At 69.2% G+C, this 14951-nt stretch carries 15 protein-coding genes; 8 read left to right on the forward strand and 7 right to left on the reverse strand.

What is annotated here, in order from left to right:
* On the forward strand, positions 1-414 hold a 414-nt coding region (locus tag WMK75_RS07060), incomplete at its 5' end, for a COQ9 family protein (RefSeq protein ID WP_347266964.1).
* Positions 411-1403, forward strand: coding sequence for an NAD(P)H-quinone oxidoreductase (locus WMK75_RS07065; RefSeq protein ID WP_347266965.1), 993 nt, complete (start codon positions 411-413; stop codon positions 1401-1403). The genes WMK75_RS07060 and WMK75_RS07065, both read left to right, overlap by 4 nt.
* Before the next feature lie 44 nt (positions 1404-1447).
* Here the strand turns inward: WMK75_RS07065 and WMK75_RS07070 are convergent, their stop codons facing one another.
* Positions 1448-1711, reverse strand: coding sequence for a hypothetical protein (locus WMK75_RS07070; RefSeq protein WP_347266966.1), 264 nt, complete (start codon positions 1709-1711; stop codon positions 1448-1450).
* 309 nt (positions 1712-2020) lie between these two features.
* Here WMK75_RS07070 and WMK75_RS07075 point away from each other — a divergent pair, with 309 nt between their 5' ends.
* Complete coding sequence (locus WMK75_RS07075) at positions 2021-2764, forward strand: cell cycle transcriptional regulator TrcR (RefSeq protein WP_347266967.1); 744 nt, start codon at positions 2021-2023, stop codon at positions 2762-2764.
* A 42-nt stretch (positions 2765-2806) separates the two neighbouring features.
* On the opposite strand, the gene WMK75_RS07080 is transcribed toward WMK75_RS07075, so the two are convergent.
* Together WMK75_RS07080 and WMK75_RS07085 are read right to left on the reverse strand one after the other, a co-directional pair.
* Complete coding sequence (locus WMK75_RS07080; protein ID WP_347266968.1) at positions 2807-4279, reverse strand: NAD-dependent succinate-semialdehyde dehydrogenase; 1473 nt, start codon at positions 4277-4279, stop codon at positions 2807-2809.
* Positions 4280-4532: 253 nt separating this feature from the next.
* Positions 4533-5516 (reverse strand): P1 family peptidase, encoded by a 984-nt coding sequence (locus WMK75_RS07085; RefSeq protein ID WP_347266969.1) that lies wholly within the window; start codon positions 5514-5516, stop codon positions 4533-4535.
* Positions 5517-5654: 138 nt separating this feature from the next.
* Between WMK75_RS07085 and msrA the strand changes: the two genes are divergently transcribed.
* Both msrA and WMK75_RS07095 read left to right on the forward strand, forming a co-directional pair.
* Positions 5655-6239, forward strand: a complete 585-nt coding sequence (gene msrA / locus WMK75_RS07090) for a peptide-methionine (S)-S-oxide reductase MsrA (protein WP_347266970.1) — start codon at positions 5655-5657, stop codon at positions 6237-6239.
* Positions 6240-7109: a 50S ribosomal protein L11 methyltransferase gene (locus tag WMK75_RS07095; protein ID WP_347266971.1), complete on the forward strand. Its 870-nt coding sequence runs from the start codon at positions 6240-6242 to the stop codon at positions 7107-7109.
* A gap of 130 nt (positions 7110-7239) precedes the next feature.
* On the opposite strand, the gene WMK75_RS07100 is transcribed toward WMK75_RS07095, so the two are convergent.
* Together WMK75_RS07100 and WMK75_RS07105 are read right to left on the reverse strand one after the other, a co-directional pair.
* Entirely contained in the window at positions 7240-7434 is a 195-nt protein-coding gene (locus tag WMK75_RS07100) for a DUF1127 domain-containing protein (protein WP_347266972.1), read from the reverse strand.
* A gap of 235 nt (positions 7435-7669) precedes the next feature.
* Positions 7670-8389, reverse strand: a complete 720-nt coding sequence (locus tag WMK75_RS07105) for a 16S rRNA (uracil(1498)-N(3))-methyltransferase (protein WP_347266973.1) — start codon at positions 8387-8389, stop codon at positions 7670-7672.
* A gap of 15 nt (positions 8390-8404) precedes the next feature.
* Between WMK75_RS07105 and ubiA the strand changes: the two genes are divergently transcribed.
* Both ubiA and WMK75_RS07115 read left to right on the forward strand, forming a co-directional pair.
* Positions 8405-9361 (forward strand): 4-hydroxybenzoate octaprenyltransferase, encoded by a 957-nt coding sequence (gene ubiA, locus WMK75_RS07110; protein ID WP_347266974.1) that lies wholly within the window; start codon positions 8405-8407, stop codon positions 9359-9361.
* Between the two features lie 62 nt (positions 9362-9423).
* On the forward strand, positions 9424-11463 hold the full coding sequence (locus WMK75_RS07115) for an OmpA family protein (RefSeq protein WP_347266975.1): 2040 nt from the start codon (positions 9424-9426) through the stop codon (positions 11461-11463).
* A 384-nt stretch (positions 11464-11847) separates the two neighbouring features.
* On the opposite strand, the gene WMK75_RS07120 is transcribed toward WMK75_RS07115, so the two are convergent.
* Positions 11848-12300 (reverse strand): hypothetical protein, encoded by a 453-nt coding sequence (locus WMK75_RS07120; protein WP_347266976.1) that lies wholly within the window; start codon positions 12298-12300, stop codon positions 11848-11850.
* Positions 12301-12380: 80 nt separating this feature from the next.
* Between WMK75_RS07120 and WMK75_RS07125 the strand changes: the two genes are divergently transcribed.
* Complete coding sequence (locus WMK75_RS07125; RefSeq protein WP_347266977.1) at positions 12381-12806, forward strand: MarR family transcriptional regulator; 426 nt, start codon at positions 12381-12383, stop codon at positions 12804-12806.
* Between the two features lie 79 nt (positions 12807-12885).
* Here WMK75_RS07125 and WMK75_RS07130 read toward each other — a convergent pair whose 3' ends face one another.
* Positions 12886-14799 carry a propionyl-CoA synthetase gene (locus tag WMK75_RS07130; protein WP_347266978.1) on the reverse strand — a complete coding sequence of 638 codons (1914 nt, stop codon included), beginning with the start codon at positions 14797-14799 and terminating at the stop codon, positions 12886-12888.
* Positions 14800-14951: the final 152 nt, after the last annotated feature.

Consider the following 14951-nt stretch of genomic DNA (forward strand, 5'->3'; position numbering starts at 1 on the left):
GACCGGCAGATGGCGCGGGCCGGGGCGGCGATCCTGGCGCTGCCGCAACACGCGACGCTGGGCGCGCGCCTGGTCTGGGACACTGCCGACGCGATCTGGCAGGGCCTGGGCGATAGCTCGCAGGACGTGAACTGGTATTCCAAGCGCGCGACGCTGTCGGCGGTCTATGGCGCGACGGTGCTTTACTGGCTGGGCGACGATTCGGACGATCTGGCCGAGACCCGCGCCTTTCTTGGGCGCCGCATCGACGGGGTAATGCGTTTTGAAGGCGTCAAGGGCCAGATCGGCAAGCTGCCGGGCGCGGCGGCCCTGGCGCGGCTTGCCACCGGCTGGATCGTCCGGCCGCAGGGGCGCGCCGCCCCCGGCGCCTTGCATCCGCGTCCGCAGGGTCACGGCCACGGGGGCGACGCATGATCCCCGATGTCATGCAGGCCGTCGAGATCTCGGCCCCCGGCGGCGCCGAGGTGCTGCGCCCGGTGATCCGGCCGGTGCCGGTCGCCGGCCACGGCCAGATCCTGATCCGCGTCGTCTGGGCGGGGGTGAACCGCCCGGACGTGCTGCAGCGCGCCGGGGCCTATGCGCCACCGCCCGGGGCCTCGGACTTGCCGGGGCTGGAATGTTCGGGCACCGTGGTCGGCATCGGCCCCGGCGTCAGCCGCTGGCGGGTCGGCGATCCGGTCTGCGCGCTACTGCCCGGTGGCGGCTATGCCGAATATGCCGCCTGCCCGGCCGATCACGCGCTGCACCTTCCCAAGGGGCTGGCGCTGCGCGAGGCCGCGGCCCTGCCCGAGACCGCCTATACCGTCTGGTCGAACGTGGTGCTGCGCGGCGGCCTGCAATCCGGCGAGCGCTTTCTGGTGCATGGCGGATCCTCGGGCATCGGCACCATGGCGATCCAGATCGCGCGGGCGCTGGGCGCGCGGGTCTGGACCACCGCCGGCTCGGAAGGCAAATGCGCTGCCTGCCGGCAGTTGGGCGCGACTGCGATCAACTACCACGAAGAGGATTTCGTCACCGTGCTGCGCCAGGCCGGTGGCGCCGACCTGATCCTCGACATGGTGGGCGGCGACTATATCGCCCGCAACATCCGCTGCCTTGCGGATGACGGGCGGCTGGTGATGATCGCCTTCCTGTCGGGACCCAGGGCCGAAATCAACTTCGCCCAGATCATGGCGCGGCGCCTGACGGTCACCGGCTCGACCCTGCGGCCGCAGTCGGACCGCGGCAAGGCTGCCATCGCCCGGGATCTGCGCGCGCGGCTCTGGCCGCTGGTCGAGGCCGGCGCAGTGCGGCCGCTGATCGACAGCACCTTCGCGCTGCGCGACGCGGTCGAGGCGCATCGACGCATGGAAAGCAGCGGTCATGTCGGCAAGATCCTGTTGCAGGTTGCGGCCGAGGACTGAACCATTCGGCCCGCTGGCGATGGCAGGTGCCTCCGGCGTTGCCGTCAGTGTGGCGCAGGCATCAGCGGGGTGCCGGTGCAATCGCGGCGCGTATCGGCGGCGCGGGCGCGGGGTTGAAGATCGCGCGTCAGGCAGATGCGCACTTCCTGCAGCGCGCCGGCGCGGCAGGTGACGGTGACGCTCTCCGGGCGCCGGCCGGGATTGGCGGTGATGCAGTCGGTCTCGATGGTGCTGGCGGGCAGGGTCAGGTCACGGCTCGGGTGCACATGCGTCTCGGGCAGCGTGATCGTGGCTGCCGCGGCACGCATTGCTCGGCCTCGGCGGCCCGGTTTCCGGACCGACACCAGCAGGGAGATCAGCTGAGCGACAGCAGGTAATGGTCGAAACGCCCCGCGGCATCGCCGGCAAGGGCGGGCGCGGCGACAAGCAGGCAGGCGATCGGCGCAAGGGTTTTCATGGCGCGAGCCCAGGCGTGAACGCTCGGGCGCGCCATGAATTTCGGGCTTTATTTTCGACCTTCATGCGCATATACAGCCCGGCAATCCCCCGAAAATGGAATGGCACCCCGCCGAAAGCCGTTTTCCCCGGCCGGAAGAGATATTGTTAAGGAGAAGGTGATGAACAAGCCGCTGATGGCCAAGGCCACCGCTGTCTGGCTGGTTGACAACACGACCCTCAGCTTCAAGCAGATCGCCGATTTCTGCGGCATGCACGAGCTGGAGGTGCAGGGCATCGCCGATGGCGATGTCGCCGCGGGCGTGAAGGGCTTTGATCCCATCGGCTCGAATCAGCTTGACCCCGACGAGATCGAGAAGGGCCAGAAAAACCCGCTCTATCGCCTGAAGCTCAAGCACAACCCCGCCGCCGAGGGCGAGGAAAAGCGCCGCGGCCCGCGCTATACGCCGCTGTCCAAGCGCCAGGACCGGCCGAACGCCATCCTGTGGCTGGTCAAGTTCCACCCGGAACTGGCAGATGCGCAGATCGCCCGGCTGGTCGGCACCACCAAGCCCACCATCGCCTCGATCCGCGAGCGCACGCATTGGAACATCCAGAACATGCAGCCCATCGACCCGGTGGCGCTGGGCCTGTGCCGGCAGTCGGAACTGGACGCCGTCGTGCAGAAGGCGGCCAAGCACAAGGCGGCCGAGGGCGGCGCCATGACCGATGACGACCGCCGCAAGCTGCTGTCCACCGAAAGCTCGCTGGCGCTGCCGGACGAGCCGCGCCTGCCCAGCTCGATCGCCGGGCTCGAGAATTTCAGCCTCGGCAAGGACGAGGAAAAGCCCGCGAAGGATCTGGACGCCGACAGCTTCTTCAACCTCCCCGATGATCACGACGACGACGAGGACGAAGATCGCTGAGCACGAGACCCCGGAGCATCGCCCCGGGGTCTTTTCACTGCCTCAGACCGAGAGGCAGATGTATTTCAGCTCGAGATAATCCTCGATTCCGTGGCGCGAGCCCTCGCGGCCAAGGCCGGACTGCTTGACGCCGCCGAAAGGCGCCACCTCGGTCGAGATCAGCCCGGTGTTCACGCCGACGATGCCGTATTCCAGCGCCTCCTGCACGCGGGTGATGCGGCCGATGTCGCGGGCATAGAAATAGGACGCAAGGCCAAAGATCGTGGCATTCGCCTGGGCGATGACCTCGTCCTCGGTTTCGAAGCGAAACAGCGGCGCCACCGGACCGAAGGTCTCCTCGCTGGCCACCTTCATGCCCTGGTGGATGCCGGTCAGCACCGTGGGTTCATAAAACAGCCCCTGCATCGGCTTGCCGCCGGTGACGACGCGGGCGCCGCCGGCCAGCGCGTCCGCGATATGTTCGCTGACCTTTTCCACCGCGGCGGCATTGATCAGCGGGCCGGTGGTGACGCCCTCGGCCAGGCCGTCGCCGACCTTCAGCCGCCCGACCGCCGCTGCCAGCTTTTCGGCAAAGGCATCGTAAACCCCGGCCTGCACATAGATGCGGTTGGCGCAGACGCAGGTCTGGCCGTTGTTGCGGAATTTCGACGCCATGGCGCCCTCGACCGCGGCATCGAGATCCGCGTCGTCAAAGACGATGAAGGGCGCGTTGCCGCCCAGTTCCATGCTGCATTTCAGCACCTGGTCGGCGGCCTGGCGCAGCAGGATGCGCCCGACCTCGGTCGAGCCGGTGAAGGTCAGCTTGCGCACCTGCGCATTCTCGCAAAACTCGCGACCGATCTCCGAGGATCGCGACGAGGTGACGATGTTGAACAGCCCTGCGGGCACGCCGGCGCGTTCGGCAAGCACCGCCATGGCCAGGGCCGAGAGCGGGGTTTCTGCGGCGGGACGGCCGACAAAGCCGCAGCCGGCGGCCAGCGCCGGGGCGCATTTGCGCGCGATCATCGCATTCGGAAAGTTCCACGGCGTGATCGAGGCCACGACCCCGACCGGCTGGCGGATCACCGTCAGGCGCTTGTCGGGCAGGTGGCCGGGGATGGTCTCGCCATAGATGCGCTTCGCCTCCTCGCCGAACCATTCGATGAAACTGGCGCCATAAGCGATCTCGCCCTTCGCCTCGGGCAGGGGCTTGCCCATCTCGGCGGTCAGGATGCGACCGAGATCGTCCTGGTTTTCCATCATCAGGTCGAACCAGCGGCGCAGCACCCGCGCGCGCTCCTTGGCGCTGCGCGCGGCCCAGGCCTTCATCGCCGCGGCTGCGGCGGCGATGGCGCGCGCGGTCTCGGCCCGGGACAGATCGGCCACCTCGGCGATCACGTCGCCACGCGCCGGGTTCAGCACCGGAAAGGTGCGCCCGTCATCGGCCGCGATCCATTCCCCCGCAACATAGGCGCGGGTTTCCAGCAGTGAGGGGTCCTGCAGCAGCATCCCCAGATCCGTTGCATGTCTGTTCATCGCCGGGCTCCTTCCCTTGCAGCTGGATGCAGGCTTGCGCTTTTACCAGATCAACGCAAGGCAATGCCGGTCCGCTGTCTCTGTCGCGCAGATGTGATGCAGCGCTGCGGGGCGATGCGGCGTTCCTGTTTTTGCAGTCAGGTCTTCCCTCTTGGCGTGCAGGACTGGGGCGGCACCGCCCACGGGCGTCCGCCCCCTTCTTTCTTGCCCAAATATCCTGGGGGGCGCGGAACGCGCGGGAGAAATGCCCCCATCAAGGCTGCGACCAGCAGGGCTGCAGATCGCCCGGCTGCGGGCTTGCCGCATGCACGCCGCGGGCGATGGCGCGGGCCAGCGTGCAGGCGGCGGCATGGCCCAGCTGGAACGGCGTCAGCAGCGGATCGGCAAGCGGCCTTGCCCCGGTCGAGACGGCAAAGACCAGATCGCCGTCGAAAGGCGTATGGCTGGGGACGACGGCGCGCGCCATGCCGTCCTGGGCCGCCCAGGCCAGCCGCGTCAGCCCGGCCTTGTCCAGCGCCGCATCGGTGGCAAGGATGGCGATGGTCGTGGCCTCGCCCAGGCGCTTTGCCGGGTCGGGCATGGCCGCGGGGGCAAAGGGGCCAGTCAGGCCGAGACCGCCGAACTCGTCCCCGATTTCCCAGGGCGCGGCCCAGAACTGCCGGCTGCCGGGCCGCGTCACCGAGCCCAGCGCATTCACCACCACCAGCGCCCCCACGCGGATGCCGCAATCGAGCACCGTCGAGGCCGAGCCGAGCCCGCCCTTCAGCTCATGCGTCAGCGCCCCGGTGCCGGCGCCAACGCTGCCCAGGGCGAAATCCATGCCCGCCGCCGCCAGCGCCGCGCGGCCAAGCGCCGGATAGGGATTGGCCTGCCAGTCCTTGTCGCCGCCGTTCAGCAGGTCGAAGACGATGGCGCCGGGCACGATCGGCACCCGCACCGGCCCGACGGCAAAGCCGCGGCCCATGGCGCGCAGCCCATCGCTGACGCCGTCGCAGGCCGCCAACCCAAAGGCCGAGCCCCCCGCCAGCACCAGCGCATCCACCGCCGACACCAGCTTGTCGGGGGCCAGCAGCTCGGTCTCGCGCGTGCCGGGGGCGCCGCCCATGACGCTGACGCCGCAGGCCAGCGGCGCCTCGGCCAAGAGCACGGTGACCCCCGAGCGCAGCCGCGCGTCGCGGGCATTGCCGACGCGCAGGCCGGCGATATCGGTGATCAGATTGCGGGTTCCGGGGCGCATCGGCTCTCTTGCTGGCGGCGTCATGCCCTACACTGGCCGATCCTGGCCCCTGCGTGCAACCCGGCCCGGCCCTGCGGCGTTGCAAGCTGGCCCCGCCGCGCCTAACTGAATGCGGCACGGCAAGGAAAGGACGCGATCATGGATGCCCCGCTTCACCGGATCTACAACCGGCCGCTGGATGCCGAGATGCCCAGGGGCTTTGACCAGGCGATCTTCGGCATGGGTTGCTACTGGGGGGTCGAACGACTGTTCTGGCAGCAGGACGGCATCTGGCTGACCGAGGTGGGATTCGCCGGCGGCACGCTGGACGCGCCCAGCTACCGGCAGGTCTGCGCCGGCGGCACCGGCCATGCCGAGGTGGTGCGGCTGGTCTTTGACAGTTCGCGCATCAGCTATGAACGCCTGCTGCAGCTGTTCTGGGAAAACCACAATCCCACCCAGGGCAACCGCCAGGGCAATGATGTCGGCGCGCAATACCGCTCGCTCATCATGTATTTCTGCGACAGCCAGCGCGCGGCGGCGGAACTGTCGCGGGCCGATTACGGCAACCGGCTGGCGGTGGGCGGCTATCCCGACATCACCACCCAGATCCTGCCCGCCGCCGCCTTCTGGCGCGCCGAAGAGGATCACCAGCAATATCTGGACCGCAACCCCGGCGGCTATTGCGGCCTGCGCGGCACCGGTGTCAAAGCGCCCCTGACCGACATAGCCGAGGGATATTGAATGGCGACCTGGACTGCACTGAGCGTGACCCGGGGCCGCACGGCCGCCGAGGCGCTGGCCGAGGCCGGCGAGGACCTGACCCCCGAACCCGTCGGCAGCGGCGTCTTCGAGATCGAGGACGGCAGCGACTGCTGGGAGGTGGGCCTGTATTTCACCGAATCCCCCGACGAGGTCGCGCTGGCGCTGCTGGCCGCGGCTTTCGATGCCGCGCCCTTCACCGTCTCGGAACTGCCCGAGGTGGACTGGGTGGCGCATGTCCGGCGCGAACTGTCGCCGGTCGAGGCCGGGCGCTTTTTCGTCCATGGCAGCCACGACGCCGACAAGGTGCCGGCGGGCGCCGAATCGCTGCTGATCGAGGCGGCCATGGCCTTCGGCACCGGCCATCACGCCACGACGCGCGGCTGCCTGCTGGCGCTGGACCGCATGATCACTGACGGCGCCGACCCCCGGCGCATCGTCGACATCGGCTGTGGCACCGCGGTGCTGGCGATGGCGGCGGCGCGCAGCTTTCCGGTGATCGTGCTGGCCGGCGACATCGACCCGCAGGCGGTGGACGTGGCGCGGGCCAATGTCATCGCCAACGGGCTGGACGGGCGGGTGGAATGCGTCGAGGCCATGGGCTTTCACCACCCGCTGATCGAGGGTGCGGCGCCGTTCGATCTGGTCCTTGCCAATATCCTCAAGCAGCCGCTGATCGACCTGGTGCCGGACATGGCGCGGCGCATCGCGCCCGGGGGCGCGGCGATCCTCTCGGGGATCCTGACCACCCAGGCCGAGGAGGTTGCCGGCGCATATCTGGCCGGCGGCTTTGCCCTGCTGCGGCGCGACGATTTCGGGGAATGGTCCACGCTGGTCGTCCAGCGCAGCTGAGGCGCAGGGCGAGGCGCCTGCCGGCAATACTGAAGGCGGCCTTGACGGGCCGCCTGTTCATCATGCCCCTGCGGGCGGGAAATCGGCCGGGCGGATGCCCGCCTGCCGCTTTCCTGGGAGGTCTCGCGGCTCAGCGGGCGCGCGAGATGTATTCGATGTCGCCGCGGGTCAGGCCGATATCGTCCAGCTCGCGATCCGTCAGGCGGCACAGCGCGTTGCGGGTCATGCGCGCATCGTTCCAGGCCGAGATCGCAGCCCAGAGTTTCGAACCGAAGCCGAAAGAGGCCGTGCCAGTGTGGATGCGGTTCGTGTCGATCGCAGACATTTTCTTCACCTTGTCATGTGCCCGGTTATCGGGCGTTCCGTTGATGGTCCCCATATAGCCCGGGCCCCTGTGGAAAACCACGTCCGCGCCCGCAATGCTGCCATGCAGCGTGGGCATAAGGGGCCGTTTTCACTTGATTTTTGCGGAGTATGGTGCTTTGCGATGTCGCAACGCAAGATTCGACGGCGCATGTCCTGGATTCCGGCCGAACATTGCGGGATATGGCTTTGTCGCCTTATTCCCAGTCGCCCAAAGCGGCTTGCCACAGTGCAAGTGACGCGACGGCGGCGGTGTCCGCGCGCAGGATCCGAGGCCCCAGAGAGATGCGCGTGACGCAATCCATGCCGGCCAGGCGGCGACGCTCCGAATCGGACCAGCCGCCCTCGGGGCCGATCAGGATCGCCCAGGGGCCGCGCGGCAGGCCGGCCAGGGTCGCGGCGGGCCCGGCCAGTGCCTCGTCCGCCCAGAGGATGCGCCGCCGCCCGTCCCAGCCGTCCAGCAGCCGCGGCAGGGGCACAAGCCCTGCAACCTCGGGGACGAAGGTGCCGCCGCATTGCTCGGCGGCCTCGACGGCATGGGCCTGCAGCCGGTCCTGGCGGATGCGCTCGGAATTGGTGTGCTCGGTCTGCACCGGCAGGATGCGGGCGGCGCCCATCTCGGCGGCCTTTTCCACGATGAAATCGGTGCGCGCCTTCTTGATCGGGGCAAAGACCAGCCACAGGTCCGGCGGGTCCATCTGCGGCGCGCGCTGCGCCTCGGGGTTCAGCGTGCCGCCGCGCCGGTCCAGCCGGGCGATCCGCGCCAGCCATTCGCCGTCGCGGCCGTTGAAGACCAGGATCGCCGCGCCCGGGGTCAGGCGCATGACCGCGAACAGGTAATGCGCCTGGTCCTGGTGCAGCGCGATCTCTTGTCCCGCGGCCAGAGGCTGATCTATGAACAGTCTGATTTTCGCCATCTTGGGGGCAAGGTAATGCAGATCGGCGGCCCGGCGCCAGAGGCACATCGCATCGTCGCCGATGCGCCACCCGACAACTGGGTGGACCGTCACGCCCCGCCGGGCTGGCGGCCCTGGCTGCGGCTGTCGCGCGCCGACCGGCCGATCGGCACCTGGCTGCTGCTGCTGCCCTGCTGGTGGGGCGTGGGGCTGGCGATGATCGCGCATCAGCCCGGCTGGCGCGACCTGTGGATCGTGCTGGCCTGCGCGCTGGGCTCGGTGCTGATGCGCGGCGCGGGCTGCACCTGGAACGACATCACAGACCGCGACATCGACGGCCGGGTAGCGCGCACGCGCCTGCGCCCGATCCCCTCGGGGCAGGTGACGGTGCGCGGGGCGCTGGTCTGGCTGGTGGCGCAGGCGCTGGCCGGTTTCGCCATCCTGTTGACGCTCGGGCCGGCGGCGATCGCGCTGGGCGTCGCCTCGCTGGCGCTGGTGGCGATCTATCCCTTTGCCAAGCGTTTTACCTGGTGGCCGCAGGCCTTCCTGGGGCTGGCCTTCAACTGGGGGGTGCTGCTGGCCTGGGCGGCGCATGCGGGCGGCCTGGCGCCGGCGCCGGTGCTGGCCTATCTGGGCGGCATCTGCTGGACGATCTTCTATGACACCATCTATGCCCATCAGGATGCCGAGGACGATGCGCTGATCGGCGTCAAGTCCACGGCGCGGCTGTTCGGGCAGGATACCCGGCGCTGGCTGGCGGGTTTTGGCGCCGGCGCAGTGCTGCTCTTGGCGCTGGCGCTGCTGGTCCTGGCGCCCGCGGGCATCGCGGCGCTGCTGGCGTGGCTTGGCCTGGCGGGATTTGCCTTGCATCTGGCCTGGCAGCTCTGGCACTTCGACATGGGTGACAGCGGCAATTGCCTGCGGATCTTTCGCTCGAACCGCGATGCCGGGCTGATCCTTGCGCTGTTTCTTGCCCTGGCCGGGCTGGCCTGATTGCGGATTTGGCCCGCAGCCCCTACATGCGGCAGGTCGGAAACAGCCCCAAGGTCCCCCTGATGGCCAATTCCCTGCCGCCCGGCCGGCGCCCCGCGCGCCGGCGCACCAGGGCCGCCGCCAGCCTGATCGCCCTTGCCGCCGCCGCCGGCCTGTCCTTTCTGGGCGCCCGCATGGCCGCCGATTTCATCGAGGCGCGCAGCCGCGCCGACCTGACCCAGGCCCTGGCCGGCATCGACTGGCTCAGCTTTTCCACCGACGGGCTGCAGGTGCGGCTCGAGGGCATCGCCCCTGACGAGGTGCAGCGCTTTCGTGCCCGCGCCCGGGCGGAAAGCGTGGTCGATCCCGGCCGGGTGCTGGACGCCATGCAGGTCGCCGCCAGCGCCCGCCTGGCCACGCCGGATTTCGCCATCGAGCTTTTGCGCAACGAGGACGGCATCTCCTTCATCGGCCTTGCGCCGGCCAGCCTGGACCGCAAGGCGCTGCTGGCGCAGATCAGGCGCCAGACCGGCGCCACGCAGGTGGCCGACCTGATGGAGAGCGCCGATTACCCGGTGCCCGAGGGCTGGGACGCCGCACTGGCGCTGGGCCTGAAGGCGGCGGCGCTGGCGCCGCGCGCCAAGGTCTCGGTGGCGCCGGGCAGGGTGGCGGTGCGCGCCATCGCCGACAGCCCGCGCCAGAAGGCCGAGTTCGAGCTGCTGCTGGAACGCGCCCGCCCGGACGGGGTCACGCTTGAGGCCGAGATCACCGCGCCGCGGCCGGTCATCGCCCCTTTCGCGCTGCGTCTGGTCAAGGATGCGCAGGGCACGCGCCTTGACCCCTGCGCCGCCGACAGCGAGGCGGCGCGCGCGCGCATCCTGGCCGCCGCGCAGCAGGCCGGGCTGACGCAGGAGGCGCAATGCCCGCTGGGCCTTGGTGCCCCCAATGCGCGCTGGGCCGATGCCGCAGTGGCGGCGATCGCGGCGCTCGGGGCGCTGGACGCGGGCTCGGTCACCATCTCGGACGGCGATGTGGCGCTGCTGGCACCGCCTTCGGTCGCCGCGGCGCGGGTCGACGCGGCCGCCGCCAGCCTGAAGGCCGCGCTGCCCGAGGGGTTCACCCTGACCGCTGATCATGAGACCGGCGATGCCGCCGTCGCGCCGCCGCCGGCCTTTTCCGCCACGCTGACCCCGCGCGGGGTCACGCTTGACGGCCGCATCGCCAGCGAGCGCATGCGCGCCGCGGTCGAAAGCCTGGCGCGGTCGCGCCTTGGTGCCGTGCAATCGCGGCTGCAGGTGGATGGCGACCTGCCCGAGGGCTGGACGCTGCGCGCCATTGCCGCGCTCGAGGCGCTGGACGGGCTGGCGCGCGGCTCGGTCGCGGTGACGCCGGATCTGATCCGGCTGCGCGGGGTCTCGGGCAGCCGCGGGGCCTCGGACCTGGCGGTGGCGCGGCTTTCCGAACGGCTGGGCGCCGGCGCGCGTTACGCGCTGGAGATCGGCTATGACCGACGACTGGACCCGCTGCTGCAGTTGCCCTCGGGCATCGACTGCGTGGACCGGCTGAATGCGGCGATGGCGGAATCCGAGATCGGCTTCGAGCCGGGCAAGGCGGTCATCGCCGGCGATCCGGCGCCGACCCTGGCGCGCCTCGGGGAAATCATGCGCCAATGCGGCGACTATCGCATCGAGATCGGTGGCCATACCGATTCCCGGGGCTCGGAGGCGGTGAATGCCGAACTCTCGCGCCTGCGCGCGCAGGCGATCCATGATGCGATGGCCGGGGCCGGCATCGCCACCCGGCATCTGACGGCGCGCGGCTATGGCGCCAGCCGGCCGATGGCCGAGAACGACAGCGACGAAGGGCGCGAGGCGAACCGGCGCATCGAGTTCACCCTGCTCGGCGAAGAACCTCTGGCCGAGGCAGAGCCCGCACCCGCCCCGAGCCTTGAGGGCGTGACCGCGGATCCCGAGGCGGTGGCGCAGCGCCGCCAGGCGGCCGCCCGCGCCGCCGCGACCGGGGCGGTGGCGCCGGTGCTGGCGCCCGGGGTGGCAGCCGGACTGCCCGGCGCGATCCTGCCCGAGTTGCGGCCGCTGCCGCCGCCCGCTGCCGCTGCCGATTGACACGGATGACCGCAGGAGGTCGGAAAAGGCCGGGGCCGGCAGGAATGTGGCAGGATCTCCTGTAGCTTCAACGGATTGCGCATTGTGATGCGGGTTTTGACGCGCATCGTGCCGTGGCTTGCAGCGGAGGCGATTCAGCGCCTCTGTCGGGAACGTCTGCCAGGACAGCCTGCAATGCGCCATGCCAGCCTGCCCCTCTTGTCAGTGTCCGAGGGGGTGCTGGACCCGATCCACCGGCCTGCGCCATGCGGGCGGGTCTTGCCAGAGGTCGCGTCCGCCACGGCCAAAGCACCAGGCCCATGCGCGAAACCTCTCATGCGCCGCGGTTTCATTGGCCCCTGCCGAGGCCGGCAGGTGGTCGACGGCCTCGGCGGGCGAGGGCGATCAGGCAGCCTGTGCGCGACTTTGGCGCTGGTCGCGCAAGCGCAGCCCGTCACGCATGTTGAGGCCCAGCAGCGCGATATTGGCCGCCCCGGCGACCAGCTCAAGGCCCTGCACCATATAGAAAATGGTATCGAACTCTCCGGCGCGCGCCTTGGCGGCCAGATAGAGCGCCGCCGGGATCAGGATCAGGATGCCATTCGCGGCAATGAAGGGCATGCGCTTTTTCTTGGCACCGATCAGCGGCCCGCGCATCTTGCGGCCCATGCGCATGCCCGATCCGCCGACCGTCGCCAGCGCCGGGATCAGGATGATGAACCCCCAGGGGATCAGTGTCTTGACCGTGGTGACAGTGGCCGCGCCGGCAAACAGCTCCGAGATCGCGGTCGCGAGCCAGAAACTCATGATCATCAGTAGTGCAACGCCGCCTGCAACGGGATGGATGGTCCGGGTCATCGCCTTGCTCCATGATGGAATCATCACATAGTTGGCTATATAATATAACATAGTCAGCTATGCAATAACCCGGGGTGCAGATGAAACATTGGAAAGACCAGTCGGCGGGCTATCTCGTCAATCACGTCGCGCGCCTGTTCGCACGCGGCCTTACCGAGGCGGTCCGGCCATTCGGACTGACCACCGGCACATTTCCCGCCTTGCTGGAACTGTGGCAACAGGACGGGCTGACCCAGAAGCAGCTGGTCGAACGCCTCGACATCGAGCAGGCGACCATGGCCAACACCCTGGCGCGGATGGAGCGCGACGGGCTGATTACCCGCCAGCGTGCCGAGGCCGACCGCCGCATGCAGCACATCTTCCTGACCGAACGCGCCCGCAGGCTGCAAGCGCCGGCGATCGAGGCGGCAACCGCCGTGAACGCCTCATTGCTGGCCGGTCTCGGGCCGGACGACCGGCATCAGTTCATCAGGCTGATGCAGAAGATCATTTCAGGCCAGCAGTGATGCGACGAGGTGGCCCATGGCCGCGGCGGCCCTGCCGCAGGGGCAGGGCCGGATCGCCGCGGGTCGCGGCAACCGGGGATCAGCCGGTGGCGCTGGCCTTGTCGGTTTCCGGATAGCCCAACCCCGCCAGCGCCAAGCGGATCTCGTCGAGGATGGCCGGGTCGTCGATGGTGGCGGGCGCCTTGAAGGGCTCGCCGTCGGCGATCTTGGCCATGGTCGCGCGCAGGATCTTGCCCGAGCGGGTCTTGGGCAGACGGTCCACCACGCAGGCCGACTTGAAGGCCGCGACCGGGCCGATGCGGTCGCGCACCAGGGTCACGACCTCGCGGACCACCTGTTCGGGTGCGGTGGCCACTCCGGCCTTCAGGCACAGGAAGCCCAGCGGCGACTGGCCCTTGAGACTGTCCGCCACGCCGATCACCGCGCATTCGGCGACCGCGGGATGGCTGGCCAGCACCTCCTCCATGGCGCCGGTGGACAGGCGGTGGCCGGCGACGTTGATCACGTCATCGGTGCGCGCCATGATGAACAGATAGCCGTCCTCGTCCACATAGCCGGCATCGCCGGTCTCGTAATAGCCTGGGAAATGCTCGAGATAGGATTTGCGAAAGCGCGGTTCGGCGTTCCACAGCGTCGGCAGCGTGCCGGGGGGCAGGGGCAGCTTGACGGCGATGGCGCCCAGCGTGCCGGGGGCGACGGGGTTACCCTCGTCGTCAAGCACCTGCACGTCATAGCCGGGCATGGGAACCGAGGGGCTGCCCAGCTTGGTGGGCAAGGTCTCGATGCCGATCGGGTTGGCGGCGATGGCCCAGCCGGTCTCGGTCTGCCACCAGTGATCGACCACCGGCACGCCCAGCTGTTCCTGCGCCCACTTCACCGTGTCGGGATCGGCGCGCTCTCCGGCCAGGAACAGAGCCTGCAGGTCGTGCAGCTTGTAGCGGCGGATCCAGTCGCCGTTCGGATCCTCGCGGCGGATGGCGCGCAGCGCGGTCGGGGCGGTGAAGAAGCTCTTGATGCGGTGGTTCTGGATGATGCGCCAGAACACGCCGGGATGCGGGGTGCCGACGGGCTTGCCCTCGAAGACCACGGTGGTGGCGCCGGCGATCAGCGGGCCATAGCAGATATAGCTGTGGCCGACGACCCAGCCCACGTCCGAGGCGGCCCAGAAGCGGTCGCCGGCCTCGATGTTGTAGATGTTCTTCATCGACCATTGCAGGGCGACCAGATGGCCGGCGGTGTGGCGCACCACGCCTTTGGGCTGGCCGGTGGTGCCCGAGGTGTAAAGGATATAGGCGGGGTGGTTGCCCTCGACCGGCACGCATTCGGCAGGGCGCACGCCATATTGAAAGCCGTGCCAGCTGAAATCGCGTCCCTCGACCAGCTTCGCGACCTCCTGTTCGCGCTGGAAGATCACGCAGAACTCGGGCTTGTGCGCGGCCATGTCGATGGCGTCGTCCAGAAGCGGCTTGTAATGCACCACCCGGTTCGGCTCCAGCCCGCAGGAGGCGGCGATGATCGCCTTGGGCTGGCAGTCGTCGATCCTGACCGCCAGCTCGCTGGCGGCGAAGCCGCCGAAGACCACGGAATGGATGGCGCCCAGCCGGGCGCAGGCCAGCATCGCCTCCAGCGCCTCGGGGATCATCGGCATGTAGATGATGACGCGGTCGCCCTTCTCGATGCCGCGCATGCGCAGCGCCCCGGCCAGCGAGGCGACGCGGTCGCGCAGTTGGCGATAGGTGATGCCCTTGGTGGAAAGGGTGATCGGGCTTTCATGCATGATGGCGATCTGGTCGCCGCGCCCGGCCAGCACATGGCGGTCCACGGCGTTCCAGCAGGTGTTCACCATCCCGTCGGAGAACCATTCATAGATCGGGGCCTTGTCGTCGAACAGCGCCTTCGAGGGCTTCTGCTGCCAGTCGATGGCCTCGGCCGCCTGCATCCAGAAGCCCTCCGGATCGGCCTGCCAGGCGGAATAGATGTCCCGGTAACCCATGAAACAGCCCTCCTCCAAAGCTATACTTGGGAGTTAGTCGCGCCGGTGCCACCCGGGCAAGCCTGTTAACGCCTGACAGCGCTGCTGCAATGCAGAATCATGCCCGCCCGCACCCGCGGCGAGCTTTGCATTTTGCAGCGCCGGGGACATTT

This window comes from Paracoccus sp. (in: a-proteobacteria), from assembly GCF_039808215.1.
Classification (GTDB): Bacteria; Pseudomonadota; Alphaproteobacteria; order Rhodobacterales; family Rhodobacteraceae; genus Paracoccus.

What these genes read in the sequence shown, in the direction of transcription:
- WMK75_RS07065 (WP_347266965.1), top strand. Translation starts at nt 411, where the DNA reads ATGATCCCCGATGTCATGCAGGCCGTCGAGATCTCGGCCCCCGGCGGC.
- WMK75_RS07070 (WP_347266966.1), bottom strand. Translation starts at nt 1,711, where the DNA reads ATGCGTGCCGCGGCAGCCACGATCACGCTGCCCGAGACGCATGTGCAC.
- WMK75_RS07075 (WP_347266967.1), top strand. Translation starts at nt 2,021, where the DNA reads ATGAACAAGCCGCTGATGGCCAAGGCCACCGCTGTCTGGCTGGTTGAC.
- WMK75_RS07080 (WP_347266968.1), bottom strand. Translation starts at nt 4,279, where the DNA reads ATGAACAGACATGCAACGGATCTGGGGATGCTGCTGCAGGACCCCTCA.
- WMK75_RS07085 (WP_347266969.1), bottom strand. Translation starts at nt 5,516, where the DNA reads ATGCGCCCCGGAACCCGCAATCTGATCACCGATATCGCCGGCCTGCGC.
- msrA (WP_347266970.1), top strand. Translation starts at nt 5,655, where the DNA reads ATGGATGCCCCGCTTCACCGGATCTACAACCGGCCGCTGGATGCCGAG.
- WMK75_RS07095 (WP_347266971.1), top strand. Translation starts at nt 6,240, where the DNA reads ATGGCGACCTGGACTGCACTGAGCGTGACCCGGGGCCGCACGGCCGCC.
- WMK75_RS07100 (WP_347266972.1), bottom strand. Translation starts at nt 7,434, where the DNA reads ATGTCTGCGATCGACACGAACCGCATCCACACTGGCACGGCCTCTTTC.
- WMK75_RS07105 (WP_347266973.1), bottom strand. Translation starts at nt 8,389, where the DNA reads ATGGCGAAAATCAGACTGTTCATAGATCAGCCTCTGGCCGCGGGACAA.
- ubiA (WP_347266974.1), top strand. Translation starts at nt 8,405, where the DNA reads ATGCAGATCGGCGGCCCGGCGCCAGAGGCACATCGCATCGTCGCCGAT.
- WMK75_RS07115 (WP_347266975.1), top strand. Translation starts at nt 9,424, where the DNA reads ATGGCCAATTCCCTGCCGCCCGGCCGGCGCCCCGCGCGCCGGCGCACC.
- WMK75_RS07120 (WP_347266976.1), bottom strand. Translation starts at nt 12,300, where the DNA reads ATGACCCGGACCATCCATCCCGTTGCAGGCGGCGTTGCACTACTGATG.
- WMK75_RS07125 (WP_347266977.1), top strand. Translation starts at nt 12,381, where the DNA reads ATGAAACATTGGAAAGACCAGTCGGCGGGCTATCTCGTCAATCACGTC.
- WMK75_RS07130 (WP_347266978.1), bottom strand. Translation starts at nt 14,799, where the DNA reads ATGGGTTACCGGGACATCTATTCCGCCTGGCAGGCCGATCCGGAGGGC.